This is a genomic window from Hydrogenovibrio sp. (assembly GCF_965140365.1).
Taxonomy (GTDB): Bacteria; Pseudomonadota; Gammaproteobacteria; order Thiomicrospirales; family Thiomicrospiraceae; genus Hydrogenovibrio.
In genome coordinates this window covers 2288966-2314911 of sequence record NZ_OZ223196.1, presented here as the reverse complement: position 1 = coordinate 2314911, position 25946 = coordinate 2288966, and the positions used below count along the sequence as shown (strand labels likewise).

Genomic DNA, 25946 nt, shown 5'->3' with positions numbered 1-25946 from the left:
GCTCGATGAGGTGGTTATTCGACATTTTGGACTTGTTCGCGAATCTGTTCAATCAATACTTTCAGTTCTACGCCAATTTGGGCGGTTCGGCTGTCGATGGATTTGGCGCCGAGCGTGTTGGCTTCGCGGTTCAGTTCCTGCATTAAAAAGTCCAGTCGCCGCCCGATAAGTCCGGGCTCATGCCGTAATCGTTCCACTTCATTCAAGTGGGTTTCCAAACGGTCCAGCTCTTCGGCGACATCCATCTTCTGGGCTTGAATGGCGATTTCCTGGTGAAAACGTCCTTCGTCCAGTGCGTCGGTGTGGTCGGCGATGCGTTGTTTCAGTTGGTCGGCGTAGTGCTGGCGAATGTCCGGTAAAAGCTGGCGTGCCTGAGCGACGTGCCCGCGGATGGCCTGCACTTTTTGGTCAATCACTTGGCTCAAGGCGTCGCCTTCGCGCTGCCGAATCTGGTCGAATTCGCTCAAACCATTGTTGAGGGCGGCGAGAATGTTGTCGGCGTGAAGGGTGTTGTTCGAGTCGGTTTCCACCAGGCCTGGCCATTTCAGCAATTCCACCGGGTTGACCTGCGTGGCTTCCGGCAGAGCGGTTTGAATCTGGTTGATGGCGTCGGTCAGGCCAGCGAGCATGGACTGGTTGACGGTGAAGTCCTCAAGAGTGGGCGTTTGGGACAACTGCAATTGCAGCTCCACCTTGCCGCGCGCCAAAAACGGTTTAACGGCTTCCCGAATAGCGGGCTCTAACGATTTGGCGGCGTCAGGCAATTTAAAGTGCAATTCCAGGTAGCGATGATTGACGGAGCGCATCTCCCAACGCAGTGACCCCCAGTCGAATGACTGTGGATGAATGAAAAAGGCGGTCATACTTTTCATGTGTGTATCCTTATGGCCATGTGCCGAGTCGTCCGGTCCGGATTTTTTGACGGTACACGGATTGGGATTGGTATAATTGCCACCATTTTAAAGATTTATGGCACGTTTTGCAGGCCATCGGCGGTTTTAATTGTCGAGGCAACATCGAAAGGAAGGAAAGACTATGAGACCAAGTGGCAGAGAGACCGATCAATTAAGACCCGTGACCTTGACCAAAGATTTTACCAAGCATGCGGAAGGGTCCGTGTTGATTGAGTTTGGCGAAACCAAAGTGATTTGCAATGCCACCGTGGAAGAAAAGGTGCCGCCGTTTCTGAAAGGCCAGAGCCAAGGGTGGATTACCGCGGAATACGGTATGTTGCCGCGTTCGACCGACAGCCGAATGCGCCGTGAGGCCAACGCCGGTAAACAAGGCGGGCGCACGGTGGAAATTCAGCGTTTGATTGGCCGTTCATTGCGCGCCGGTGTGGACATGAAAAAACTGGGCGAAAGAACCATTGTGGTGGATTGCGATGTGATCCAAGCCGATGGCGGCACGCGCACTGCTTCCATTACCGGCGGTTTTGCGGCCTTGGCTTTGGCGGTGGAGCGTTTGATCGCCAAAGGCACTTTGACGGAAAGCCCGATTCTGCATCATGTCGGTTCGGTTTCGGTCGGCATTTATCAAGGCACGCCGGTGCTGGATTTGGATTATGCGGAAGATTCCAATGCCGAAACCGATATGAACCTGGTGATGACCGAAGACGGTCGTTTTATCGAAGTACAAGGCACGGCGGAAGCGGAACCTTACTCGTTGGACGAAATGAATGCGATGATTGCTTTGGGGCAAAAAGGCATTCAGGAACTGATCGGTTTGCAGAAAAACATGCTGGCGGGCGTTTGAGATGACGATGCCGCGCGAACTGGTACTGGCGACCGGCAACGCCGGTAAGTTGACGGAAATGCGCGAACTCCTGGCCCCGTTGGGGTGTCAGGTGCGTGCGCAATCGGAATTCTTCGCCGAAGAAGCGGTGGAAGACGGTTTGAGTTTTATTGAAAACGCCATTATCAAAGCCCGTTTTGCCAGCGCGAAAACCGGCTTACCGGCCATCGCCGACGACTCTGGTCTGGAAGTGGATGCCTTGCAAGGACGGCCGGGGATTTACTCGGCGCGTTATGCAGAAGGGTACCACGGCCACCCAGCCTCCGATGCTTTGAATAACCAGAAATTGCTGGACGAAATGGCGGATGTGGAAAACCGCCAGGCCTGCTATTACTGCGCCATGGCGTTTGTGCGTCACAGCGAAGACCCGGTGCCGGTTATCGGCCTGGGGCAGTGGTGTGGTGAGGTCTTGACCGAACCGCGTGGCGACGGCGGCTTTGGTTATGACCCGTTGATTTGGATGGCGTCTCATGACTGTGCGGTGGCGGAGCTGCCGAAAGCGGTAAAAAATCAGGTCAGCCATCGTGCGAAAGCGGTGCAGGCTCTGGTTGAGCAGCTGAAAACGCTGTAACCGGAAATGTCGAGAGGCACAACCGCCACACCCTGAAGGGTATAAAGGCCTGGCCGTTTTGCAGATGTCGCAAGTGGTCAGTGCGAAGCGGTTTAGATTGGTTTATCTTTGCAAATTTCCCTGCTAAGATTGCAAGCATTATGCATAACCCGGTATGAACAGCATTTTAAATAATAAAAACAACCTATTATTAAGTTTTAATATTCATTTTAATCAATCATTAAAAACCCAATAAAAATAACCCTTAAGGCACTCTCGACCCATGAAAAAGGTCCCGTTTCACGACATTGTTCAACACGAACGTTTCAACACCAAAGTCATTACCTACAACGAACTGACCCATTCGCCTGAAGCGGCGTATCAAAAATTCCAAATCAAACCGGTCGATGCGTATCGTTTGTTGCGACCTTATCTGCAATCCAAGGTCTTTGAGCAGTTAAAGGCTGTGATGCCCTTGACGATTTATCTGGCGCTGTTTCAAATTCTGATTCTGCGACAGCCTGTGGTGGATGCGTCCATTATTCTCGGCGGCATGTTGGCGGTGATTTTCGGGTTGATGTTTTTTATGGAAGGGTTGCGACTTGGATTGATGCCATTCGGGGAGGTGATCGGTAATAAGTTACCGCAAAAATCGACCTTGCCGGTGGTGCTGTTGATTGCCTTTCTGCTGGGCATTGGCGTGACGTTTGCCGAACCGGCCATCGGCGCTTTGAAGGCCGCCGGTGCCAATGTCGATCCGCGCGGCGCACCCTATTTGTACGCCCTGCTGAATCACTGGCCGGGGATGTTGGTGCTGGTGGTCGGCGGCGGCGTCGGCTTGGCGGCCGTACTCGGTACTTTACGGTTTATTTACGACTGGAGCCTGAAACCGCTGATTTTCCTGACGGTGATTCCGACGTTGCTGATTACGCTTTACAGTGTGCAACACCCCGAACTGGTGCATTTGATTGGGTTGGCGTGGGACAGTGGTGCCGTCACCACCGGACCGGTCACGGTGCCGCTGGTGTTGGCGCTGGGCATTGGCATTGCCTCGGCGGCGGGCAGCGGCAACCAATCGTTGTCCGGTTTTGGGATTGTGACCCTGGCGTCCCTGTTTCCGATTATGGGGGTGCAGTTGCTGGCCATTTACATCCACAGCACGGTGTCGGTGGCGGAAATTGAAGCGATGACGCACTTTATCAGTAAAGCACCGTCTTTCTGGTATGAAACCACGCCTTATGTGGAAATCATTGCCGGGATTCGCGCCATCGTGCCTTTGGTTTTGTTTTTAGGGCTGGTGCTGGTGTTTTTGTTGCGGGATCGCTTGCAGAATGCACAGGTCGTCATACTGGGGCTGGTGTTTTCCGTGGTGGGCATGATCATTTTCAACCTCGGGTTGACCTACGGGTTGGCCAAGCTAGGCGGGCAGGCCGGTGAAATGATTCCCGGTGCCTTTACCGGAATTGAATCCATTAAAGAATCGCCGCTGTATTGGTTCAGTATGGGTATTGCCATTACGGTGTTATTTGCGTTTGCACTCGGCTTTGGTGCGACCTTGGCCGAACCGGCCCTGAATGCGTTGGGCATGACGGTAGAGCGCCTGACCAATGGCGCGTTTAAAAAACAAACCCTGATGATGGCGGTATCGTTTGGGGTGGGGGTCGGCATCGCGGTCGGGGTGTCGAAAATCATTTTTGACTGGTCGCTGGCCTGGTTGCTGATTCCGGCTTATTTGTTGGCGTTGGTGCTGACGGTGTTGTCGTCCGAAGAATTTGTGAACGTTGCCTGGGACAGCGCCGGAGTGACCACCGGGCCGGTGACGGTGCCGCTGGTGCTGGCAATGGGACTTGGCTTGGGTCAAGCGGTCGGGGTGGTCGAAGGGTTCGGCATACTGTCGATGGCCTCTATCGGGCCGATTATTTCAGTGTTATTAACTGGATTGTGGATTAAGTTTCGTTGCATTCGCCAGGAAAAAGCGGCCTTGAACGCGGCGATGGAAGCGGGTAAGGAGCCTTGAGATGAAGTTACAGAAAGAAATGACGATTTTGACCGATGTGTCGCTGATTACCTGTATGGTGCCGCGCGGTAAGGGCGATGCCATCGTCGCGGCGGCCAGAGCCGCTGGCGCGCAGGGTGCCTCCATCCATTACGGCCGCGGCGCGGGGGTGCGCGAACGTCTGGGGCTGTTAAGCATTACCGTGGAAGCGGAGAAAGAAGTCATTCAAATCATGGTGTCCAAACAGCAGGAAGAAGAAGTCTTTGCCGAGATGTTTATTGCCGGTCAGCTGGATACACCGGGCATGGGCATTATGTTCGTCACGCCCTTGGAAAAAGCCGCCGCTTACATTCCGCCGAACATCATCGAACGTATTGAAAAAGAGCGCGCTTTGAAAACCGCCGCGACCACCATCGCCATGCCTGAGCAATAAACGGAGACGCGATTGTGCTGAATCAAGACCGTTGTTTACAGGCCAAATCCATTGTGTGTGTGTTGGCGCGCGGGCACTCCAAAGCCATTTTGGACGACCTGTATCAAAAGGACCATATTCTGGCGACGGAGTATGTGTCGATCCGTAACCAGCATTCGCTGTTGTCGGAAACGGATTGGCAGGAAATGGACATGTTGCGCGTCATCGTTGCGCCGCAATACGCCGATGAAGTGTTTGAACACCTGTATCATTTATCAGCGGTTGATACCACGGAAGGCGCGTATATGTATCAACATAATGTGCCTTGGGTGACGCATTTCGAGTTACCAAAGCTGCCGGAAGAAGGGGTGCACCTTAAAGATTTGGAACACCCCGAGAAGTGGCCGGAAGGCTTTGACGAGGCGCAAATTGAAGCGCTGAAAAAACTGGCCAGCGATTAATAGAGGCGCCCTAAAGAAACTTACGCTGGTTTGGCCGAATCAGTTAAAGGCATCGGCGGGCAAACCGGCGGCGATGAAATCCGCTTTGGCGGCTTCCTGCATCGGCCAAGGGCCGCAAAGGTACACTCGGGCGTCACTCAAGTCCGGGAAATCGTTCAATACTTGATGGTGCACCAGTTTTTCCGGAGCGCTTTCATCCACCTGCCCTGACAAAACGGTGATGTAATGAAGAGATGGGTGGCGTTCGGCCAAGGCTTTCATTTCCGCATCGCGGTAAAGATCCGCTTGGATTTGAGCGCCCCAATAGAATTCAATCGGTCGGTCATGGCCGCGTTCCAGCAAGCTTTCCAATAACGCAAACATCGGTGCAAAACCGGTGCCGCCGGCCACGAAAATGGTACGCTGTTTGTCGGCAAGCACCTCTGGAGCATCCAAGTGATACTGGTCGTTCGGGCCTTGGATGTAAAGAGTTACGCCGGTATCCAGGCCGAACAAATCCTGCATCCATTCGGAATTATCTTGATTGCGGATGTGCAGTTCAATCAAGCCGTCGTCTTTCGGTGCAGACGCGATGGAAAAGGGTTTGAGCTCCGTTGGGGTTAAACCCAGCATGACGTATTGCCCGCTTTGATAATCAAAGGTTTTGGATGGCTTGAGCTTCATCAGCAGCGTGGTGTCGTTCAATAAGTGCTTTTCAACGAGGGTCATGGGCTGCATTTCGGTATTCGGCATGGTATTTCCTAATATTCCTGATGGAAGTGTTTCGGTACGACAGACTTAAAATTGAAAGTCGGTCCAGACCGGCGCGTGATCGGAGGGCTTTTCCATGGCGCGGATGTCGTAAGCGACACCGCTGTCGGTGGCTTTTGCCGCCAACGGTTTGGTCGCCAATAGGGTGTCGATGCGCAGTCCGCGTTTCGGGTCGTCGGCAAATCCTTTGGAGCGGTAGTCAAACCAGCTGAAAATGCGGTCTTCGTCCGGATGGATTTGACGGAAGGTGTCTTTCAGCCCCCAGTTGATGAGGGTGCCCCACCATTCACGTTCTTCGGGCAGGAAGCTGGTTTTGCCGTCCCGCAACCAACGTTTACGGTTGGGTTCACCGATGCCGATGTCTTTGTCTTCCGGCGAGATATTGAAATCGCCCATCACGATGAGGTTCTGTTCCGGGGAGCACTTTTCGTTCAAGTATTGCATCAAGTCCTGATAAAAGGCTTCCTTGGCCGGAAATTTCGTCGGATGCTTGCGGTTTTCGCCTTGCGGGAAGTAACCGTTGATAACGCGGACTTCATGGCCGTCGGCATCGACGAAATCGCCGATAATCATGCGCTTTTGGGCATCGTCGCCATCGTGGTCCCAGCCGAATTGACGGTCTTTTAATGTCAGGTTGTTTTTGAACAGCAACGCCACGCCATAATGCGTTTTTTGCCCCATAAAGATGGCTTGATACCCCATGGCTTCAATGTCTTTAATCGGAAATTCATGGTCTTGGACCTTGGTTTCCTGCAACCCGATGATATCCGGCGCATATTGATCGGTTAAAGTTTGAAGTTGATGCAGGCGCATCCGTACGCTGTTGACATTAAAGGAAACGATTTTCATAAAATTTCGGCCCGTTCGGGTAAGTTTAGCAAAATGGTCGGCACCCCGGTTTGTGCGAATCGAGGTGCCCGATAAATAAATTTAATGGTACAAAAGTATAACAGAAAGGGATTCAAACCCCCATACCCAAGCCCTGAATTGAGGTGAAAAACCCGAAACCACGAAACGCCCAGGCCTGGCCGATTTGAGAATAGTTTCTGTTTTCGTGCCGTCGGGCGGCGCTTCTGCTAAAATACCTTTTCTTTTTAACCAGTTAACGAATTAAGAGAGCGTCAAGCGAATGAGTCGTGTGTTTCGTTTAATCATTTCCTGCCCGGATCAGGTTGGCATCGTCGCCAGCGTGGCTGGGTTTATCGCCGACGAAGGCGGTTCCATTGTGGAAGCCAATCATCATACCGATGCCATGAACAAGTGGTTTTTTATGCGCCACGAAATTCTGGCGGATTCCCTAAACAACGACTTGGAAGGCTTTAAAGCGAAGTTCGCCGCCATTGCGGAACGTTTTCAAATGGATTGGCAGGTCACCGATTCCGACAAGCCGAAGCGCATCGCGCTGTTCGCGTCCAAGGAATCCCACTGTCTGGCGGACTTGTTGTACCGCTGGCACGAAGGTGATTTGCCGGGCGAGGTGGCTTGCGTTATTGCCAATCACGATGACTTACGCCGCATGGTGGAATGGTATGATATTCCGTTCCATCATGTCCCGGTGACGCCGGACAACAAACCGCAAGCCTTTGCCCAGTCGCAGGCGCTGGTGGCGCAACACAATGCCGATGTTATCGTGTTGGCGCGTTATATGCAGATTCTGCCGCCGCAAATGTGCGTGGATTACGCCGGTAAGGTCATTAATATTCACCACAGCTTTTTACCGTCCTTTGTGGGCGCCAAACCGTATCACCAAGCTTATGAGCGGGGCGTGAAATTGATTGGTGCGACCTGCCATTATGTGACCGAGGAACTGGATGCCGGGCCGATTATCGAGCAGGACGTGATTCGCGTCAGTCATTCGCACAGCATTGATGATATGCGCCGTCTTGGCCGCGATGTCGAAAAAACCGTGTTGTCACGCGGTTTGCGTTATCACCTGGAAGATCGCGTGTTGATTCACGGCAACAAAACGGTGGTGTTCAGCGCCTAATTCGCCGTTGCGTTAGGCTCGTGAGTTCACATCATTTGGCGCCGTAATCGATACGGCGCTCACTTTCTTCTTGTTTGCTCTTCAATCAGTTCAATGAGAAATTGACCGGCACGGTTAAGTGCCATTGATTGCGCTCGATTTCTTTATAGAAGGGCTTGAAGCGCATGCCCATTCTGTCTTTAATGATGCCGACGGCCGCGTCGTTCAAAACGGTGCGACGATCGCCATCGACAATTTGAAGGTGTTTGATGTCGCCATTACGGTAAAGCACGAACTTCAACACCACTTCACCTTCCCAATGACGGCGTTTGGCGCGTCTTGGATAACTGTCTTGCGCCAGTTGTGCCAAGGTGCGACTCAGCTCCGAGAGATAGCGGTCTTCGGCATCGGCGACTTGCGAGGCGCTGTAAGTCGGTGGCGTTGGCTGTTCGGTAATGGTTTTTTCCACCGGTTGCGGCTCGACCACTTTAGGCGTTGTGACTTTGGCAACTTTTTTAACCGGTTTGGTCGGCGTTTTTTTGACGACTTTTTTCGGTTTTTCGACCGGCTTTTTAACGACCTTCTTAACTTCTTTTTTCACCACTTTTTTCGGTTCCGGCTTCGGCTGCTTGACCGGTTTTGGTTTCGTCACCGGCTTGGGTGTCGGTTTCGGAATTTCGGCCACCGGTTCCGGTTCGGTCACGGTTTCCTCGATCGGCTCAGGCGGTTTGGGTTTCGGCGGTTCAACGGCCTTAACCGGTTTGACCGGTGTGGGTGTTTGATACATGCTGATATTGATAGGCAGCTCACGCACGTTGGGTGTTTTTTCACTGTACGTCAGGGCATCAAGTTGCCAGACGGCGGCTAAAATCGCCGAGCTGTATAAAAACAGGGTGAGTACAAAAGCTTTCAGTGATGTATGACTGCGTTTTGGCATTTTGACCTCCTATTCGCTCTGCGCTTTTTCGGTTAAAAACGTCAGATTGGTCAGGTTATGGGCTTTCAGGGCGTCCACCAATTGGATAAAACGACCGAATTCGGCTTTGTCGTCCACTTTAATGACCAGCGGGGTTTTCGGGTTCATCGGTTTGAGAATTGTCGGTAGCGCCGGGTATTCGGTCGGTTTTTCATCCATAAACAAGTGGCCTTCCGCGTCGATGGCAAAGTTAACCACTTTTTCTTTTGGCGGCACGTATTCCGCGGTGCTTTCGGTTTCCGGCAGTTTGATGTTCAGCGAGTCCTGCACGATAAAACTGGCCGAGGTCAGCACCACGGCCAGTAGCACCAGCATGACATCAATCAGCGGAATGACATTGATTTCGTCGAACCGTTTCATTCGCGCGTCGCTCCGGTTTGATTCAACGCTTCGTAAGCGCGGTATTCGGCTTGAAAGACTTCAACGCGGCGCATTAACAGGTTATAGGCAATAATGCTCGGAATCGCCAGGGCAATACCGCCGGCGGTGGCTTTCAGGGCCAGTGCCAAGCCGACCATAATGTCGCTGGTGTTCATGGTGCCGGACATGCCCAGCTCGTAAAACGTCACCAGAATGCCCAGCACCGTGCCCAACAAACCGACGTAAGGCGCGTTGGCGCCCACGGTGGAAATCATTGTCAGGTTGCGGGTCAGGTCGACGGTCAGTAAATCAATATGCTTGTAAGCGGTTACATCGACTTTGCGGTAAGTGAGCAGACGTTCCAGTGTGAACCAGGTGGCAATGAACGCCATTACACCCAGAAGGCTGAAAACCGTTATGTCGAGGTAAAGTTTTAAAATGTCCATATCAATTCAGTGTCCAAGTTGGCCGAAGAGCGCCCAATATCGGTCGGCCTGATTCGTTTACAGGCTTTAGTTGGTAAAATAGTTTAAGCGCTTAAGTTAATATTAATGATAATGATTATTGTATTCAAATAAATAATTAGAGCAACCCTTATATGCCGGATTCGCATGAAATTTATCAATCGAGCGAGATAAAAAAGGTTAAAAGCTGCTTTGAAGCGATGGAGATAACAGACGACTAAATCGGGGCCAGCTGTTCGGCCAACCAGTTTTTGAAGTGGGCTTCCAGCGCTTTGCGGTGTGGAAACGGCGACGCGGAAATGACATCTGACCAGGCCTGATGTTGGACGACTTTTCGAAACCAAAGCGCCAGAGTGTCGGAATCTTCCAGTTGGGTGAGTTGCCCCAGCGTCCATTGGTGTAAAGCGAAAGCAACACTTTCAAACGGTTGGTCTTGCAGGTAGCCGTTTGGAAAATGGCTCGGCAGGGCGGGCGCTTGGCCACGGAGAATCGCCAGCGCTAAATCGGCTTCCAGAGATTGGAAGGGCTGAGTCAGGTTCCAGGCGAATTCGGATTGAAATTGCTGTTGGGCTTGCTGTGTCAGTCGCGACGCTTTTTCCGTCAGCGGGTAACACAAGGCGGCGGAATGCTGTCCGCTGGCCTGATCGCGCTTCAAGCCGAGATGCAAGGGCTGGAAATCCAGCGAGGTCCAGAAACGAATCAATCCGGCGTCGGCGCTGAAACTCACGGACAACGCATCGGCCTTTGTTTGATTGGCTTCGATAAAATGCGCCGTCAATTGTCGCCCTAAGCCCAAACGTTGCACCGACGGCCAAACCGCCAAACGCTGAATGCGCCAGCCTTTCAGCCTTAGCCAGTCCGGGTGATGGGTGTGGCGTTTTAATAATTGTGGAAAAAGGTGCCCCTGAAAACGGCGTCCGGGTTCATTCGGCAGGCCGCCTTCGCCCACTGCAAACAGCACGGCGACGATTTGACCTTGCGCGCGGGCCACCCAAAGCTGTTGATTGGGGATTTCCAATAATTGCATTAAATCGTTGGGGCGCGTTTGGTAATGGGCTTGGGTCAGCAGCTGGAACAGGCGTTGCAAGTCGGCGCGGTTTTCCGGTTGGGCCAGTTCGGCCGGGCGCTCGATGCGTTTGAATTGGACTGAGTGGACCGCCGCGGTTTCGATGTCGTCGGTTGGATTTGTATCCAACAAAAACAACTGATTCAGCGTGGCTTCCAGCGGGTCTTTTTCCGCCCAGCGAATCGGTGTGGTTAAGGTTTGGCGTTTCCAGCCCGGATAATGGACATCGAGATGCCCGGTCAATTTGAGGCGAAACCCGCGGCCCGACCCTTCGTAGCCATGCTCGGTGCTGGCCAGAACCGTTCGTGAATGGCTTTTCAACAAGGCGAACAGCATCGGCATCGGCAGATGGGCGGCTTCGTCCACCAATAAAAGCTCTCCCTTGTCGGGCGATTGAATCAAATCATCCGGTGCGCGGAAGCGAATGTCGGCCTGTTCTTGGTTGATATCCAATACCACCAGGCCTGGGCGTTTTTCACAAACATTGAATCCGGCTTGTTGCAGACGTGGCAGAGCGTTTTCAATGGCGTCAAAGGCTTTTTGCACCTGCGGCAAGCGGGCAGCGGAAAGGGTGATGCGGCGCTTTCCAGCCAGTAGCAGTTCAACACAGGCCAGTCCCAAGGCGGTTGACTTGCCTCGCCCACGGTCGGCGGTGAGTAATAATGGCCGTTTACGGTGCCCGAACGCAACGTGTTGGATGGCTTGTAATGCATCGGCCTGGTCAGTGGTCGGCTGGGTGTCGTCGCGGCTTAAGGGCGGCGTTGACGGAGCCGAGGGCCCGTTCTGTAAAACCGGCCAGGCCTGGCCGGATTGGCCTTCTTCCAACCAAAGCGCGTGTTGCTTCAGTTGCTGCCATAAGTATGCTTGAAAGCCTTTTAAACTGTCTTCCGGTGTCAGCGGGTAATTCAGAAAGGCGGCCAAAGCGGGGTTTGGGTGATTGAGAAAATCCGCCTTCGGGGGCAGGTTGATGAGGCAGAGTCCGCCGGCGCGAATCAAGCCGCCAACAAGGCCGAGGGCATCGGCTTCCAACCCGGACTCGGCGTCAAACAGCGCGAAGTCGGTTTCCTGCCCGAGCAGGTGGCGGAGTTGTTTGGGGTTTTGGGGAACGGCTTGCGGGTGCGGACTGGTTTCGCCGATGAACAGGCCTTGCCAGTCGGAACGGATTAAGCGTTTTAACCAGGCCTGGCGCCATTCCAGAGACCCGCAGAGCACCACGCACGCACGGTGGTGTTGCGCGTCAAGCTGTTCGTGCAGGTCTTGTGCCCAAGCGGGGGCGCTAGGCCGGTTTGAATGCGGTGTGTCGGTAGCAGTCATAACGGCATTTTAGCGGAATTTGAGCCACGGTGTGGCGTTAAGAGGCGGTTGTTCATGAATCGATATCGAATCGTACCTGGATGTCGCCCGGCTGATAACGCAGGTTGAAGGCGCCGCCGAACGGGGCGGATTTTAACGTGACTTGCAGGGTTTCGCCGTCCACAAACTGGGCTTTGACGTTGATGCCGGGCGGTATTTGACGTTGCAGGCGGATGCCGTTCGGGTTATGACAGGATTTGGGCGGAAAGTAGAGCGTGAGCGTCTGCCCTTCGCGGATTTTAAGCGTTTGGTTGCGACGGATTTCCACCAGGCCTGGCTGTTTTTCGGTAAAGAAGTTCCAGCGCATGGTTTTAGTGGTGTGATTTTCCCGATACTGGATTTCCGCCTGATAACGGCTGTTCCAGTTCAAACGTTGTTGCGGAAAAAATGCGATCCATTGGTCTTTGTTGGGTGCCGGAGCGTCTTGGTGGCGGTTAGGGTCATTGCGATTGCCGAAAACCGCCGCCGCTTTGACCGGGCGGGATTCATCGCCGACCAATTCGTGAAGTTGGAAACTGTCGGGGTCGAATTGAATGCGGCCGACAAACACGGGGTTAATCTGCACGTGCACCGGGTAACCGCTGACATTGCATTCCGGTAACGGGTCCGGGCTTTCTTCATAAAAGACCGGCGGCACGCTGGTGCCGGATTTGGGCCACGCCACCAGTTTGGGGTTGGTTTTGGCGATTGAGGCCATGGCTCGGGCCACAGCGCGTTTCGGAATCGGTGCGCCGGATGGACAAAGCTGGGTAAACGCCAAGGCGCCGGGGTTGGGAGTCGGCGGTTGCTCGCATAAGGCTTCCAGGTTTGTATTGCCCAGCAAGCCGACCAGCGCGGATTTGACCTTACCTTCGCCGTTTCCCGCCACGCCGATGCCGATTTGGTTCTGGGTCATGTTCAGCAAACCGAGTCGATGGTAGATGGCGGACATTAGATCGTTCACCATCGGATAGGGGCTGGCGTGATTGTAGGCAATAACTTCCGCCACCGGGCTTTGGTAACCGACGGCATTGGCGCGCAACTGCGGCGTTTTTCCAGTGAAACCGGCCAGGCCTGGCTGTTCCGGGTGTGCCTGAATATTGTTCAGCGTGGAGTAACGCGCATGATGGCGCGCGGCTTCAGCCAGTTTGGCATTACGGCTCAGCGGGTTGAGTTGTATGGATTGGCGGATGCGGTTCAGATAACGCAAGGCTTCGGCTTCCTGTGCGTGCGCCATTTGCGGCGTAACAGGGCGAATAGCGGGCGTTTTTTGATAGGTTTTCGGCAAAGACGGAATGTCCGACAAGTCGCTGGGCGGTGTCATAACCCGTTCCAGCCCGACCGTAAAAAACCAGGCCACAAACAAGCCGAGCAGTAGGTAAATCAGAAGCCGTAAAACCATTGAACCCTCTAGAACCAATCCGTCAGCGGTTTGGGTTTGCCGAGGAAATAGCCTTGCCCGTAGGTGACACCGATGTCGGTGAGCGCTTGGACATCCTGTTCGGTTTCAACGTATTCGGCCACGGTTTTCTGGTGGCGTAGCGCGCTGATTTCCTGAATATAGCGAATGACGGCGTGGTCGGTCGGGTCGGAATGCATGTCTTTGACGAAGCTGCCGTCGATTTTCACGACGTCGAATGGCAGACTCTTGAGGTATTCGAACGACGACATCCCGGTGCCAAAGTCGTCAAGCGCCAGACCGATGCCTTGCGATTTGCAGTATTCGATAAAGGTGACGGCTTGGTTGAAATTATCCACCGCAGCGGTTTCGGTCACTTCCAGCTCCAACTTGTGCCACGGAAAGTCACGGGTTTGGATCTGGTGTTTGAGGTTGGACTGGAAGTCCGGGTGGTTGAGGCTGGAACCGGACAGATTAACGTGTACCAAACCGAGTTTGTCCAAATGCGCGGGTTGCTGCATCACTGTATCGACGTAGGTATTGAGAACGAAGATATCAATTTCGGTCATCAGTTGATAACGTTCGGCGGTGGGCAGGAAATTATCCGGCGCAATCAAACGGCCCTGGTCATCGTGCATCCGCAGCAACACTTCGTAACCGAGTTTCGAGGTTTGGGTTTGCAGTGGCTTGATGGCTTGAGCGTAAAGTTCGAAACGAGCGGTACCGGCGCTGGGTTGTGAACCGGGTTTCGCCTTGAGGGCCTCTTTAATCCAACCGGCGACCTGAACTTGGTGTTGATGGTTTTCAGAGTAAGCTTCGTCGGCCTGATAGCGGTGGAGTTGGTTGCGGCCGCGCGACTTGGCTTCGGCAAAGGCTGAATCGGCGGCTTTGGCCAGTTCATCCAGCGTGAAGTCGTGCGCTCGGAAAGTCACTACGCCGAAGGTGGCGGACACCGAATAGGCCGACCCTTGCCAGATAAAGCGGTAGTCGGCCAAAAACTGTCGTAATTTTTCCGCTTGCTTCAAGCCGGTTTCGGCTTCGGTGTCGGGGAGTAAAACGTAGAAATCATCGCCGCCGAGTCGGGCCATTACCGCGGAGTCGGGCAGTTGTTCCTGACAACTGTGCGCCAGCATTTTCAGCAGTTCGTCGCCGGCTTGGTAACCGGCCGCGTCATTGATGAGTTTGAAACGGTCGAGGTCAAAACACAACAGTAGATGTGGTGCGTCGTTTTCTTGTGTCAGGGCTTGGCGTAAACGGTTTTCGATGTAAAAGCGGTTGTAGAGGCCGGTCAGGGCGTCGTGTTCGGATTGGAAGCGGATTTGTCGGGTGGTGGTTTCGATGCGTTCGATCATGTGGTTATAGCCGTCGAACAGATCGCCGACTTCGTTCTGGGCGTTGGTTTCGACCCGTTTGAAGCGGTTATTGGCGACATCACTGCGTTTCATCGCCTCGACTAATACCGTAAAGGGCTGGTTGTAGCTTCGGCTGATCCACCAGGTCAGAATCATTGCCAGCAACAGTTCAATCGGTAGCGCCATCACCAAGAAAATCAGATGTTGTCGAAACTGGGTGGCGAAGGACTTGATGTCGACGATAAAGGTGACCGAGCCGTATTGCTTCTGCCCATCGGTGAGCGGGTAACGGACATACAGGTCTTGACCTGAAAAACGCGGTTGTTCGGTGCTTTTCTGCACCAAGTCGTTGTAGTGTTCATCGCTGTGCTGGTAGTTGAAAATGACGTCATCGGTGGTGCTTAAAACCCGTACGCGGTCGATCTTCGGGAAGCCCTGTAAACGCCGTTTGAGATTGGCGAAGAGTGTGGCGTCCTGATGGGTGATGCCGTCAATTAAGTCTCGATCGAGGGCATTCTTCACGGTGTGGGTCAGTTCGATGGCGAGGGATTTGCGTTCTTCAATGTCGAGCCAGAAAGCGACGGCGAGAGAGCTGAGCGCCACCGTCACGGTAACGGCGATAATCAACGTCATCAATTGCAGTTGAATGCTGAGTTTATGCCACATAATCGAAAACATCCGTTTTTTTGAAATTGGCCAAGTTGATAAAATAGTACCACAGTGTACGCTGGCAACCGTTGGATAAGATATCAATATAGAAGGTTACACCATAAAATTCAAATACTGAAAGTAAGGTTATTGGGTCGCACGGGGTTTTATCGGGTTTCCCCTAATGGTTTGCGGGCGTTAGAGCGGTATAATTTGATGAAAACCGACTTGATGAAAACTCGAGTCGATGAAAATCATAGGATGCGAAAAGGTGGATGACGATGCGATGGATGCCATACTGGATAGTGCCGTGTTTATTGTGGCTGGGCGGGCCAGCAAGCTGGGCCGATGACACGACTGTGGAAGGTGAGCTGGAGTCTTTGGTGTTCAACGCAGAGCAGCCACGAGCCAATGTGTTGTGGGTGCCGTCCGAGCATGGCGTTTTGCCACAGGAACGCCGTCTGGCGGAACGCTTGGCGGATAACGGTTTGACCGTGACGTTGCCGAATCTGTTTGAAAGCTTTTTCCTGCCCGCCACCACCAGCAGTTTGGAGCGCATTCCGCCGGACGTGATCGGCAATGAAATTCAACGTTTGAAAGCGCAAGGGTTGCCGTTGATTGTTATCAGTGCCAATCAGGGCGCAGCGCTGGCGGTGAAAGCGTTGGATGAAGTGATGCAAACGCCGCAATCGGAAATTGGCGTGGTTTTGTTGAACCCGAATCTGTATGTTGAAACCCCGAAAGCTGGGCAAAAGGCGCATTATTGGCCAGCCGTGTCGCGCTTGGATGCGCCGGTGTATGTGATTCAGGCGGAACTTTCGCCTTGGCGTTGGCATTTGCCGGAATTGCAACAAACCTTGGAGGCCGGCGGTTCGGATGTGTTTTTACAATTAATGCTCAACGTGCGTGACCGTTATTATTTCCGCCCCGATGCGTTGGCGGTGGAAAACGCGCAAGCGAAGACCTTGTTGCAAGACGTGCTGACGGCGATCCACTCTTTGATTCCCTATATGGCAGAAACACGCCAAAGTGGCGTCAAGCGCGGTCAAGCAATCGAAGCCGACAAAACCACCAGGCCTGGCCATTCTCAAGATGCCAATTTGGCATCCAAAGAAACCGATTCGATCGGCTTGCAGCCCTATACCGGGCCGCAAAACCGTCCGTTGCAATTGGTGGATATGGCCGGCGCGACGCACAACCTCAAAGACTATCGCGGGAAGGTGGTACTGTTGAACTTCTGGGCCAGTTGGTGCCCGCCCTGCGTGCATGAAATTCCGTCCATGACGCGTTTGAAAACCGCTTTGAAAGGTCAGCCGTTTGAAATTCTCGCCGCCAATCTGGCGGAAGAAAAACCGCAAATCGAGACGTTTTTGACCGAGCATCCGGTGAACTTCCCCATCCTGTTGGACCCGAAAGGTTCGGCCGTGCAGGCCTGGCGGGTTTTCGCCTATCCGAGTACCTATGTCATCGATAAACAAGGCGTGATTCGCTATGCTCTGTTCGGCGGGCACGAATGGGATGATCCAACCACGCTTCAACAAATCGAGGCTTTGATCCGGGAAAAATAATGCCTGTCGGTGTAAAATCCATGGAATGCAATTTTTCATGGACGTAACACGGAGTCGTATCAGGATGAGACAACAGGTTATCAGACCGGTCGTTGGGGTTTGGATGGGGTTGGTTTTATGGGTCGGGCTGTGGTCGTCGTCCACGGTTTTGGCCGATGAATGGGCGCTTAAACCAGCCAAAGATTTCCAACAACTGGCTAAGCAAGCCAAGCAGGATAAACAGCCCATTGCTATTTATTTCAATCGGGTGCGTTGCGGGGCTTGCGAAAAATTGAAGGACGCCGCCATTCTGCCGATGATTGAAAACGGCTTGCTGGACGGTTACGTCCATATGGTGGAAATTCGTGTCGATGCCAAGGACGAAACCATCCGCGATTTTTACGGCGAGCCGGTCGAAAACGCCTTTTTCCAGCAACTCTATAATGTCACCACCTTCCCGACCATTGTTTTCGTCGATGCCGACGGCAGTGAAATCGGCAAACGCATGGTCAATTCCGGTGCTTACGATTACGTGCCTTACTATCTGAAAGAGCGCATCAACCAAGCTTTGGAAGAGATGGGTAACGACAAGCGGATGGAATGAAACGATGATTGCCAAGTGGCTCGAACATTTCCGCATTCGGCGGATTCTCAAACGTTATCCGATTCCGCACGAAACCTGGCATCATTTGATGACGTCCGATCCGTTATTTCACGGTTTGAGTGCGGTGGAAAAAGCACGGTTGCGGGAAATGGCGACGGTGTTTCTGCATCGCAAATATTTCAAAGGCGCGCAAGGGCAGGTGGTGACGCCGGACATGGGGGCGGCCATTTCGGCTCAAGCGGCGTTATTGGTGCTGAACCTGGGCTTGGAAACTTTGGATGGTTGCAATGATATCATTGTTTATCCGAGCGCGTTTCGTGTCCAGCGTGAGGCACGGGATGAATTAGGGTTGGTTCGGCAAGAAGATAATATTCTGGCGGGGGAATCCTGGTCGTACGAGGGGCCGGTGGTGCTGGCTTGGGACGAAGCGAAAGCGGAGTTGTCGCAAAACCACCCCGGTCACAATGTGGTGCTGCACGAGTTTGCGCATAAACTGGATATGCTTAATGGTAAAGCCAACGGCATGCCGCCGTTGCATCCGGAGATGAATCGTGAGGCTTGGACGCAAACCTTTTCTCAGGCGTTTGATCACTTGCAGGCGCAACTGGCGCATTACCAACATCCGGACATCAATCCCTATGCCGCCACGTCTCCGGCGGAATTTTTCGCGGTCACCACCGAGTATTTTTTCACCGCGCCAAAGCGGCTTAAACAACACTTGCCCGGTGTGTACGAGCAACTCAAACAGTATTACCGTCAAGATACGCTTCACCGAGCGCCGCCAGTCGATTAAGGTTTTTGACCAGGCCTGGGCGTTTTTTGAGATTGAGCAACTTTGGTCAGGAGGCCGGGCCGGAGCACGGACATAATACATGCCGTCAAGAAGAGGGAATTGTTAAGTGAGCCGTGAATCTTATTTTCAGCGTATGAACCGAGTCTGCGATTACATCGAGCAGCATCTCGATGATGATTTGTCGTTAGCGGTGCTGTGCGACGTGGCGCACTTTTCAAAATTCCATTTCCATCGGCAGTTTTCACAAGCCATGGGCATTAATGTTTTCCGGTTTATCCAGTTAATGCGCATGAAGCGGGCGTCGTATCAATTGGCGTTTTATCCACAGTTTCGAGTGCTGGATGTGGCGTTGCAAGCCGGCTTTGAAAGCTCTGAAGCGTTTTCACGAGCGTTTAAGAAAACGTTCGGCCAAACGCCGTCGCAGTTTCGAAAGCAGCCGAATTGGGTTTCTTGGCATCAGCAGTATCCAAAAACTTCAAGAAAAGGAAACCAAACGATGCAAACGAAAACCGTGGGAATCATCGATTTCCCCAAAACGTTGATTGCGGTAAAAGAACACCGCGCGTCACATGAGCAGTTAAACGATTCGATCGCGAGCTTTATTGAATGGCGCAAACAAACAAACCACTCGCCGGTGGACACCAGCGACAGCTTCGGCATTTTATACGACGACCCGTCCGCGGTGGCACCGGAGGATTTCCGGTTTGATATCTGCGGTTCGGTGAAAGCACCGGTTCCGGAGAACCCGCAGGGGGTGGTCAATAAAGAACTGCCGCCGGGGCGTTGTGCGCATCTGGTGCATTACGGTTCGCACGATGCCATGGACACCAGCGTGTATTTTTTATATCGCGACTGGTTGCCGGAAAGTGGTGAAAGCTTACGTGACTTTCCTTGCTTTGTACGCTACCGAAACCTGTTTCCGGAAGTGGACGAGCATGAGCTGGTGACGGATATTTATTTGCCGTTGCAATAAGTGATGTTCGGCTTGGAAAGTAAAACGCCCGGTTAATCCGGGCGTTTTTGTTGAGATGGAACAGTGAAGCTTTCAGAAGTTTTTAGAAACCTCTAGAAGTCTTCCCATTCATCGGCACTTGGCGGAGGGGGTGGCGTAATGGATTTCGCTGTTTCCGCTGGTTTTTCGGCCGGTTTTTCCACCGATTTTTCTGCCTGAACGGGTTTGGTATCGCCCGCCGTTTTGGCGGCTTCAGGTGTGGGTTTCGGTGCCGATAAGGCGGCAGGGGCCTTCGGATGACCGGAATCATTGGTTTTGAAGAAGGCCATATTGTGGCTCAGGTCGGTGGCCTGTTCGCTCATGCTTTCGGCCGCGGCGGAGGTTTCTTCCACCAGTGCCGCGTTCTGCTGCGTGGTGGCGTCGATTTCACCGATGGCTTTATGCACTTGTTCCACCCCTTGCGCTTGCTCGGTGGACGCTTGCGCAATCTGGTTAATCATCAACGACATTTCATTGATCATCTGGGTGATGTTGCCGATGACCTCACCGGATTCTCCGGCCAGGTGGGTGCCTTCGTCGATGCGTTGTACACTTTCGGTAATCAGGCCGTTGATTTCCTTGGCAGCGTCGGCCGACTTCTGGGCCAGCGCTCGAACCTCACCGGCCACGACGGCGAAACCGCGCCCGTGGTCACCGGCTCGGGCCGCTTCCACCGCGGCGTTCAACGCCAGCAAGTTTGTCTGGAAGGCGATGCTGTCAATTAGGGTGACGATTTCGGAAATCTTGTGACTGGATTCCTGAATGGTGTTCATCGCCGTGATGGTTTGTTGCATCACTTTCGAGGCTTGCTCGGATTCGGTCTGCACTTTTTGTGCCACCGAAGCGGCTTGTTGCGAGTTGTCGGTGTTGTTTTGAACCGCAGAGTTCATCTCGTCCATTGTGGCCGAGGTTTGCTCGATGGCGGCGGCTTGTTCCTGTACGCGAGAACTCAAATCCAACGCGCCTTTGGCGACTTCTTCCGACGCGGTGTTGACCACTTGCGACGTGATGATGGCTTGGGAAACGATGTCCGACAACTTCCGTAACGATTGGTTGACGGCGTTTTTCAGGCGCATCAAATCGCCCTGGTATTCGGCGTCGATGGTTTGCGTCAGGTCGCCTTCACTTTGTGCGACGACGACACGAGTAATGTCCGAAACCGCTTCGTCCAGCGTGGAGAGGGATTCATTAATACGTTGCTTCAAGCTGTCCAAGTCGCCGCTGGCGTTTACCTGCACGCGGTGTTGGAATTCCCCTTGGCGCATATGTTCCATCACGGCATTGATGTCGGTGATAATGCTGTTGGTTTCGGACATGGCTTGCTGGGCGTTGTCCATCATTTTACGGTATTCGCCTTCACCCTGGTTGGAGAGCGAAACATCAAAGCGCCCGTCGCGCATGGCTTGCATGACGCCCGACAGTTCGTTCATCACTTGGTCGATGATATCGACACTTTCATTGATGCCCGTTTGCAGGGTTTCTAGGTCTCCTTTGTAGTCGCCGTTGAGGCGTTTGGAGAAATCGCCTTTGGCAATGGCACCAACCGTTTGGTTAGCCTGGGTCAGGGCTTGTGATACCTGTTCCAGAAGTTGGTTGATGGCATCGCCCGTGCGGCCCACTTCGTCCTGACTATCGACCGGCGCACGCAACGCGAAGTCGCCGCTTTCAATAATTTGACCGGTGACTTTTTGAACGCGTTTCAGTGGGTTGATGACCATGCGCGTGACTGTGATAATCAGTGCAATTGTCAGCGCAAGAACGCCCAAAATGACGCCCGCCAAAGACATCCAGGCGGTATTCATGGCTGTATTGATTGGCCCGGTGTATTCGGTTTTTGGCAGAACGAACAGGTGGCGGCCCATCACATTGCCCGACTCGTCCAGCGCCGGAATGTCGATCACAGCCTTGTCCTGAGTGGTGTAAAGGCGGCGAGCTTTGCCTTCAGTCGGCTGAAAGCTGTCCTTCACCAAAGCAACCGTATCGGCATCGAACCAGCGGTTGCTGGCAAGCAGATAATGGTCGGTGATGGTTTCGTTCTTTTCGATTACTGGCATATTGCCGTATTTCTCGTCAATGTAACGTTTATCCACCAGTAGCACCCATTCGCCGCCTTGGTTGGCGCGGAAATCTTTGGCGACCGAAGCCATGCCCTGTACCAGTGTGGTGTAACCCAGAACCGAGTCGTCTTCAAAAATAGGGGATACGGCAATCACACCGATGCCCAGTGCGCCGATGCCCAGTGCACCATAGGCCTTATGGTCTTTCATCACTTTCTTGACCAACGGGTTATTGGATACATTCTGACCGTAGTTTTCCAGGTCCCAGGAGCGAATCAGAGAGCGGCCGTCATAAGTAATTAATTGAGTAGCGATGTTTTTGAAACCGGTCTTGCGGGCAAATCCGGATTTGATATTCGCAAAAAAAGGCTTCAGCGCATCGCGGTCTTCCACGGCGAGGGATTGGATGACGTTGTTTTGCAGGGTAATCATGGTGGCACCGATAATGCCGCCTTTTACTTTTTGGTCGACTTGAGCGTCAATGTAGGCGGTCATTTCCTTGAATATCCGGTTTTCGACCTTCTCCGGAACCGGTTTGACCGTGGTGATGTACATAGTCAGTCCGACTAAAAAGGCGATAATGACACCGACCAACGCCGAAATGCCAATGACCTTGGCTTTTAACGAACGGCTGAAATTAAACATGATATAGCTCCCCTGAAAACGTTCTCTGATTTTTTCTTTTTATAACGGCGGATTTTAACGTTTGTTAAAAAAATTTACTCCGCCAGCGAACCTTATCACAAGCCAAAGCGGTGAGAAAGGGGTAATTTAAGAGAGTCGGGGTTAGATAAGGTTTTTGATTTGCTCCGAAACGGCCTGGCTCAGTTCTTTAATGTCATGATTCAAAATTTGGTTGTTTTCACTGTAATCCATTGGCACTTCCACCAAATGAACACCGCCATCTTCAAAGCAGGCTTCCAGAGTTGGTACTAAATCGTCGGCCTTGTGGATACGGTGGCCTTTGGCACCATAACTTTGTGCGTACATGACGAAGTCGGCATTGTTTAAATCCAGCCCGTAGTCTTCAAAGCCCATATTCGCCTGTTTCCATTTAATCATGCCGAAAGCGTTGTCGTTGAGGACCAGCACCACCAAATCCAGTTTCAGGCGAACGGCGGTGTCCATTTCCTGCGAGTTCATCATAAAACCACCGTCGCCGCAGACGGCCATAACGCGGCGTTCCGGATACACCAGCTTGGCGGCAATGGCCGACGGCAAACCGGCGCCCATGGTGGCGAGGGCGTTGTCCAATAAAATGGTGTTGTGCATATAGGCCAGGTAGTTACGCGCAAACCAGATTTTATAGATGCCGTTGTCCAGTGTAATCATGCCGTCGTCTGGCATGACTTTGCGGATGTCCGCCACCACGCGTTGCGGATACATCGGAAAACGTCCGTCGTTGGAGCCTTCCAACAGGTTTTTGTCGATTTGGCGCTTGGCCTCCATAAAGCAATCGAAATTCCAAGTATCCTGACGTTCGATGCGTTCTTTGATTTGATAAATGCTATTGGCAATGTCGCCCACCACATCGGCTTGCGGGAAATACACCGGGTCTACCGAGGCATTGGTGAAGTTGATGTGAATGACTTTGAAACCACCTTGCTCCATAAAGAACGGCGGTTTTTCCACCACGTCGTGACCGACGTTGATAATCAAATCCGTATTGCGGATGGCGCAATGCACAAAATCGTTATCGGACAGGGCGGCACAGCCCAGATACAGATGATGGCGTTCGTCCACCACGCCTTTCCCCATTTGGGTGGTGAAAAATGGAATGCCGGTCTTGTCGATGAACTGGCGCAGCATCTTGCCAGCGGTTTTGCGGTTGGCACCGGCTCCGATCATAATCAACGGACGTTCGGCGCGTTGAATCATTTCCACCGCATTGCGCACCGCTTTATCTTCCGCCAACGGACGGCGGTGCATGCCTTGTTGAATCACCGGCGAATCGGATTCTTCGCGGGCGATGTCTTCCGGTAATTCCAAATGGGAGGCACCGGGGCGTTCGGTTTTGGCGGAGCGGAAGGCTTCGCGGATGCGCGCCGGAATGTTGTGGCCGCTGTGAATTTGGCAGGTGTACTTGGTGATGGGGCGCATCATGTCCACCACATCGACAATCTGGAACTGGCCCTGTCGGTTGGTTTTGACCGGCTTTTGTCCGGTGATCATTACCATCGGCATGGCACCGAGTTGTGCGTAGGCCGCGGCGGTGACCAGGTTGGTGGCACCCGGCCCGAGGGTGGACATGCAAACCCCGGCCATCCCGGTAAGACGTCCGTAAGTGGCGGCCATAAAGCCCGCGGCCTGTTCGTGGCGGGTGACGATGACTTGGATTTGGGAATCTTTGAGGGAATTGAGTAAATCCAGGTTCTCTTCACCTGGAATGCCGAAAACGTATTCCACGCCTTCGGCTTCCAGCGCTTTGACAAACAGATCCGATGCTTTCATGGAGGCCTCCGTAGTGTAATGAACCTGAATCATAACACGTCTTTAATAGGCGATGGAGTATGGAAATTTTAATGCCCTGAAAATTATTTTTATACGTGGTTTTGATTAAGTTTTGGTGAAGTGTACGGTTGGTTTTTTTGGTAAAAAAAGGGATAAAATGAAATCACTGTTAGTGAAGCTGTATAAAGTTTTCGATTTTATAAGTATCGTTGATTTCTGCCAGCTGTATTTTCGTTTTGTCCAATGTTTCAAGTGCAAATTCAACCGCTTCAGCAAAATCGCCATTTGGTTTTTCATAAGTCACTAAATGATTTTTGGGGTCTAACAATTCTGCTCTTTCAAGCATTTCAATTTTAGTTACCCAAGAGGCGGCATGGCTTGTTAAACTTTGGCGATCTTTTTGATCAATAAAACTCAACGGTTTAACACTCTGGCAAGAGGTTTCATTAAAAAACGGCATAGTAACACTTAAACCAATGGCTTCTTTTTTTAACTTTGTTTCAGTAAAACACTCGTCAATATGATGCTGTTTTAAAATGTTTTTAAAACGTTTAGCCAATTCACGGTCGTGGTCTTTTTTATAAGTTGGAGATTCAAAATCGACCAAATCATCAAATAGTTCATTAAGTGTTTGTTGATAATCATCCGTCATTAAAACCCGCACACCGCTATAGCGAATTAAAGAGTCACGAGGGAGAACTAACTCGAGAAACATTTCATTGGTCATGGCATGCTGTTGTTGCAAAAATTGCAAACGGTTTAATTCTTTTCTAACCAGTTGAATGGTGTTTTTAAACAAATCTTTAGGAAGCGGCTTAAAAAAATGATTTACGCGTGTTTTACGTTTGGCTTCCAGTAATGTAAACCGGAAATCTTTGAGCTTCGGGCAAAAAGCCACCACACCAATATTTACCCGTTCTTCACGTTCGGGATAAGGTAAAAACTGTACAATACTGTATTGTATGGCGTATTTTTTCATCTTAATCTATCCCACAGAGCGCCCGCGGCATCCTCGGTTAATTTTGCTTTAAGCCCATCCAAGTCTAAGTTGAACAGGTCAGACTGCAACCATTTTTTAGGGCAACTTGACATGTAATTATCCCACTTATCTAAAATTTTTTGTAACTTTAGTTCATACTCTTGTCGTAAAGAGAAGTCAAAATTATAGACGTTGCCAGCCGATTCTCTAAAAACATGCATGCTTAAGAAGTTTTCATCTAAGTCCTCATCAAAAATCAAATTATGATCAATTACATAAAAATCATTTTTATCCACTGACCAAAGTAAATTGACGTTACCTCCTATCGCTGTTAGATTCCGATCATCGTTGCGAACCCACAAATCAAATACCAATAAATCCTGCTGTTTATCTATAAACACGGAGTTGATATTTGAGTGTTTGAAATCTTCAGCAAAAGGAATTTTCTTAGAAGCAAACACAGTGCCTTCTGTTGGTGTTAAAAGGCCTTGTATTTCAGAAAAACGAGGGTAAATATCGATCACATCTTGACTTAGGAAAGCCATTTCAAATTCTGGTACATTAAAACCAAACCCTAAGGCCAAATGTGCGGCAATCCATTCTTTCACCAAACCGTTAATGGTTGCACCTTCGGCATATTTAACAAAGTAAGTTTCACCATTATCCGCTTTACAAATCAGCGGGTGCGTTTGTCCTCGTTTGGTTATATCTTCAATGGAAATTATTTCAAGCATATTGCGATTATACAAACATCTTTTGTAATAGATTTTTAAAAAGCCTTAGGTTTGTTTAAGAGTTGACCAAGTTTAATGGCTTCTTTTGAGCTTAAGGCAAATTTTTTTCGGCTTTGTGGTGCTATTTATTTTAAAGTTAAATAAAAATAGGAAGCTACTTCACTACCTGTTTAATTGACTCTAAAATTGAAGATGATTTCAATCTTACCGTATCCATTTGTCAGTTTCTATTTAAATACGTAAAAAGCACAATTTCACCAGGCC

Annotated in this window: 23 protein-coding genes; 10 read left to right on the top strand and 13 right to left on the bottom strand. The window is 51.7% G+C overall.

Annotated elements, in window-relative coordinates; genetic code table 11:
• Positions 1-14: 14 nt before the first annotated feature.
• On the bottom strand, positions 15-872 hold the full coding sequence (locus AC0KH7_RS10920; protein ID WP_472373344.1) for a YicC/YloC family endoribonuclease: 858 nt from the start codon (positions 870-872) through the stop codon (positions 15-17).
• A gap of 163 nt (positions 873-1035) precedes the next feature.
• On the opposite strand from AC0KH7_RS10920, the gene rph reads away from it, so the two are divergent.
• From rph to AC0KH7_RS10895, 5 genes are all read left to right on the top strand, one after another.
• The gene (gene rph / locus AC0KH7_RS10915) at positions 1036-1755 is read left to right on the top strand and encodes a ribonuclease PH (RefSeq protein WP_472373342.1); all 720 of its coding nucleotides are present in this window, start codon (positions 1036-1038) and stop codon (positions 1753-1755) included.
• Positions 1756-1762: 7 nt separating this feature from the next.
• Positions 1763-2365 (top strand): RdgB/HAM1 family non-canonical purine NTP pyrophosphatase, encoded by a 603-nt coding sequence (rdgB, locus tag AC0KH7_RS10910; protein WP_472373800.1) that lies wholly within the window; start codon positions 1763-1765, stop codon positions 2363-2365.
• 262 nt (positions 2366-2627) lie between these two features.
• Positions 2628-4361, top strand: coding sequence for a DUF1538 domain-containing protein (locus AC0KH7_RS10905; protein ID WP_472373340.1), 1734 nt, complete (start codon positions 2628-2630; stop codon positions 4359-4361).
• A 1-nt stretch (position 4362) separates the two neighbouring features.
• The gene (locus AC0KH7_RS10900) at positions 4363-4773 is read left to right on the top strand and encodes a P-II family nitrogen regulator (RefSeq protein ID WP_051673452.1); all 411 of its coding nucleotides are present in this window, start codon (positions 4363-4365) and stop codon (positions 4771-4773) included.
• Between the two features lie 14 nt (positions 4774-4787).
• Complete coding sequence (locus AC0KH7_RS10895) at positions 4788-5213, top strand: hypothetical protein (protein WP_472373339.1); 426 nt, start codon at positions 4788-4790, stop codon at positions 5211-5213.
• A 39-nt stretch (positions 5214-5252) separates the two neighbouring features.
• Here the strand turns inward: AC0KH7_RS10895 and AC0KH7_RS10890 are convergent, their stop codons facing one another.
• Together AC0KH7_RS10890 and xthA are read right to left on the bottom strand one after the other, a co-directional pair.
• Complete coding sequence (locus AC0KH7_RS10890; protein ID WP_472373337.1) at positions 5253-5945, bottom strand: FAD-binding oxidoreductase; 693 nt, start codon at positions 5943-5945, stop codon at positions 5253-5255.
• A gap of 45 nt (positions 5946-5990) precedes the next feature.
• The gene (xthA, locus tag AC0KH7_RS10885) at positions 5991-6812 is read right to left on the bottom strand and encodes an exodeoxyribonuclease III (protein ID WP_472373336.1); all 822 of its coding nucleotides are present in this window, start codon (positions 6810-6812) and stop codon (positions 5991-5993) included.
• A 280-nt stretch (positions 6813-7092) separates the two neighbouring features.
• On the opposite strand from xthA, the gene purU reads away from it, so the two are divergent.
• On the top strand, positions 7093-7950 hold the full coding sequence (gene purU, locus AC0KH7_RS10880) for a formyltetrahydrofolate deformylase (RefSeq protein ID WP_472373334.1): 858 nt from the start codon (positions 7093-7095) through the stop codon (positions 7948-7950).
• Positions 7951-8035: 85 nt separating this feature from the next.
• On the opposite strand, the gene AC0KH7_RS10875 is transcribed toward purU, so the two are convergent.
• The 6 genes from AC0KH7_RS10875 to AC0KH7_RS10850 form a co-directional block, all read right to left on the bottom strand.
• Positions 8036-8866: an energy transducer TonB gene (locus AC0KH7_RS10875; RefSeq protein ID WP_472373332.1), complete on the bottom strand. Its 831-nt coding sequence runs from the start codon at positions 8864-8866 to the stop codon at positions 8036-8038.
• Between the two features lie 9 nt (positions 8867-8875).
• Positions 8876-9265: an ExbD/TolR family protein gene (locus AC0KH7_RS10870; protein WP_472373331.1), complete on the bottom strand. Its 390-nt coding sequence runs from the start codon at positions 9263-9265 to the stop codon at positions 8876-8878.
• Positions 9262-9711 (bottom strand): TonB-system energizer ExbB, encoded by a 450-nt coding sequence (exbB, locus tag AC0KH7_RS10865; RefSeq protein ID WP_472373329.1) that lies wholly within the window; start codon positions 9709-9711, stop codon positions 9262-9264. Before exbB ends, AC0KH7_RS10870 begins: the two co-directional genes overlap by 4 nt.
• A 235-nt stretch (positions 9712-9946) precedes the next feature.
• Positions 9947-12109 carry a tRNA(Met) cytidine acetyltransferase TmcA domain-containing protein gene (locus AC0KH7_RS10860; RefSeq protein ID WP_472373327.1) on the bottom strand — a complete coding sequence of 721 codons (2163 nt, stop codon included), beginning with the start codon at positions 12107-12109 and terminating at the stop codon, positions 9947-9949.
• 52 nt (positions 12110-12161) lie between these two features.
• Complete coding sequence (locus tag AC0KH7_RS10855) at positions 12162-13529, bottom strand: CAP domain-containing protein (RefSeq protein ID WP_472373325.1); 1368 nt, start codon at positions 13527-13529, stop codon at positions 12162-12164.
• 8 nt (positions 13530-13537) lie between these two features.
• Positions 13538-15544: a putative bifunctional diguanylate cyclase/phosphodiesterase gene (locus AC0KH7_RS10850; RefSeq protein ID WP_472373323.1), complete on the bottom strand. Its 2007-nt coding sequence runs from the start codon at positions 15542-15544 to the stop codon at positions 13538-13540.
• 263 nt (positions 15545-15807) lie between these two features.
• On the opposite strand from AC0KH7_RS10850, the gene AC0KH7_RS10845 reads away from it, so the two are divergent.
• The 4 genes from AC0KH7_RS10845 to AC0KH7_RS10830 all read left to right on the top strand — a co-directional run bounded on the left by AC0KH7_RS10845 (position 15808) and on the right by AC0KH7_RS10830 (position 19443).
• Complete coding sequence (locus AC0KH7_RS10845; protein ID WP_472373321.1) at positions 15808-17094, top strand: redoxin domain-containing protein; 1287 nt, start codon at positions 15808-15810, stop codon at positions 17092-17094.
• 64 nt (positions 17095-17158) lie between these two features.
• A complete protein-coding gene (locus AC0KH7_RS10840) occupies positions 17159-17677 on the top strand; it encodes a thioredoxin fold domain-containing protein (RefSeq protein ID WP_472373320.1) in 519 nt (172 codons plus the stop codon).
• Between the two features lie 4 nt (positions 17678-17681).
• Positions 17682-18470 (top strand): M90 family metallopeptidase, encoded by a 789-nt coding sequence (locus AC0KH7_RS10835; protein WP_472373318.1) that lies wholly within the window; start codon positions 17682-17684, stop codon positions 18468-18470.
• Positions 18471-18576: 106 nt separating this feature from the next.
• Positions 18577-19443, top strand: a complete 867-nt coding sequence (locus tag AC0KH7_RS10830; RefSeq protein ID WP_472373316.1) for an AraC family transcriptional regulator — start codon at positions 18577-18579, stop codon at positions 19441-19443.
• 92 nt (positions 19444-19535) lie between these two features.
• Here the strand turns inward: AC0KH7_RS10830 and AC0KH7_RS10825 are convergent, their stop codons facing one another.
• The 4 genes from AC0KH7_RS10825 to AC0KH7_RS10810 all read right to left on the bottom strand — a co-directional run bounded on the left by AC0KH7_RS10825 (position 19536) and on the right by AC0KH7_RS10810 (position 25682).
• Positions 19536-22163, bottom strand: a complete 2628-nt coding sequence (locus tag AC0KH7_RS10825; protein ID WP_472373314.1) for a methyl-accepting chemotaxis protein — start codon at positions 22161-22163, stop codon at positions 19536-19538.
• Between the two features lie 141 nt (positions 22164-22304).
• Complete coding sequence (locus AC0KH7_RS10820) at positions 22305-23969, bottom strand: acetolactate synthase large subunit (protein ID WP_472373312.1); 1665 nt, start codon at positions 23967-23969, stop codon at positions 22305-22307.
• A 169-nt stretch (positions 23970-24138) separates the two neighbouring features.
• Entirely contained in the window at positions 24139-24948 is an 810-nt protein-coding gene (locus AC0KH7_RS10815) for a DUF3037 domain-containing protein (protein ID WP_472360605.1), read from the bottom strand.
• Positions 24945-25682 (bottom strand): HipA family kinase, encoded by a 738-nt coding sequence (locus AC0KH7_RS10810; protein ID WP_472373310.1) that lies wholly within the window; start codon positions 25680-25682, stop codon positions 24945-24947. Before AC0KH7_RS10810 ends, AC0KH7_RS10815 begins: the two co-directional genes overlap by 4 nt.
• Positions 25683-25946 lie beyond the last annotated feature (264 nt).

Bases quoted from the DNA above. Each gene is read 5' to 3' on its own strand.
- AC0KH7_RS10905 (WP_472373340.1), top strand. From the start codon at position 2,628: ATGAAAAAGGTCCCGTTTCACGACATTGTTCAACACGAACGTTTCAAC.
- AC0KH7_RS10850 (WP_472373323.1), bottom strand. From the start codon at position 15,544: ATGTGGCATAAACTCAGCATTCAACTGCAATTGATGACGTTGATTATC.
- purU (WP_472373334.1), top strand. From the start codon at position 7,093: ATGAGTCGTGTGTTTCGTTTAATCATTTCCTGCCCGGATCAGGTTGGC.
- AC0KH7_RS10820 (WP_472373312.1), bottom strand. From the start codon at position 23,969: ATGAAAGCATCGGATCTGTTTGTCAAAGCGCTGGAAGCCGAAGGCGTG.
- AC0KH7_RS10815 (WP_472360605.1), bottom strand. From the start codon at position 24,948: ATGAAAAAATACGCCATACAATACAGTATTGTACAGTTTTTACCTTAT.
- AC0KH7_RS10845 (WP_472373321.1), top strand. From the start codon at position 15,808: ATGCGATGGATGCCATACTGGATAGTGCCGTGTTTATTGTGGCTGGGC.
- AC0KH7_RS10840 (WP_472373320.1), top strand. From the start codon at position 17,159: ATGAGACAACAGGTTATCAGACCGGTCGTTGGGGTTTGGATGGGGTTG.
- AC0KH7_RS10835 (WP_472373318.1), top strand. From the start codon at position 17,682: ATGATTGCCAAGTGGCTCGAACATTTCCGCATTCGGCGGATTCTCAAA.
- rph (WP_472373342.1), top strand. From the start codon at position 1,036: ATGAGACCAAGTGGCAGAGAGACCGATCAATTAAGACCCGTGACCTTG.
- AC0KH7_RS10890 (WP_472373337.1), bottom strand. From the start codon at position 5,945: ATGCCGAATACCGAAATGCAGCCCATGACCCTCGTTGAAAAGCACTTA.
- AC0KH7_RS10900 (WP_051673452.1), top strand. From the start codon at position 4,363: ATGAAGTTACAGAAAGAAATGACGATTTTGACCGATGTGTCGCTGATT.
- AC0KH7_RS10825 (WP_472373314.1), bottom strand. From the start codon at position 22,163: ATGTTTAATTTCAGCCGTTCGTTAAAAGCCAAGGTCATTGGCATTTCG.
- AC0KH7_RS10920 (WP_472373344.1), bottom strand. From the start codon at position 872: ATGAAAAGTATGACCGCCTTTTTCATTCATCCACAGTCATTCGACTGG.
- rdgB (WP_472373800.1), top strand. From the start codon at position 1,763: ATGCCGCGCGAACTGGTACTGGCGACCGGCAACGCCGGTAAGTTGACG.
- AC0KH7_RS10870 (WP_472373331.1), bottom strand. From the start codon at position 9,265: ATGAAACGGTTCGACGAAATCAATGTCATTCCGCTGATTGATGTCATG.
- exbB (WP_472373329.1), bottom strand. From the start codon at position 9,711: ATGGACATTTTAAAACTTTACCTCGACATAACGGTTTTCAGCCTTCTG.
- xthA (WP_472373336.1), bottom strand. From the start codon at position 6,812: ATGAAAATCGTTTCCTTTAATGTCAACAGCGTACGGATGCGCCTGCAT.
- AC0KH7_RS10855 (WP_472373325.1), bottom strand. From the start codon at position 13,529: ATGGTTTTACGGCTTCTGATTTACCTACTGCTCGGCTTGTTTGTGGCC.
- AC0KH7_RS10875 (WP_472373332.1), bottom strand. From the start codon at position 8,866: ATGCCAAAACGCAGTCATACATCACTGAAAGCTTTTGTACTCACCCTG.
- AC0KH7_RS10860 (WP_472373327.1), bottom strand. From the start codon at position 12,109: ATGACTGCTACCGACACACCGCATTCAAACCGGCCTAGCGCCCCCGCT.
- AC0KH7_RS10810 (WP_472373310.1), bottom strand. From the start codon at position 25,682: ATGCTTGAAATAATTTCCATTGAAGATATAACCAAACGAGGACAAACG.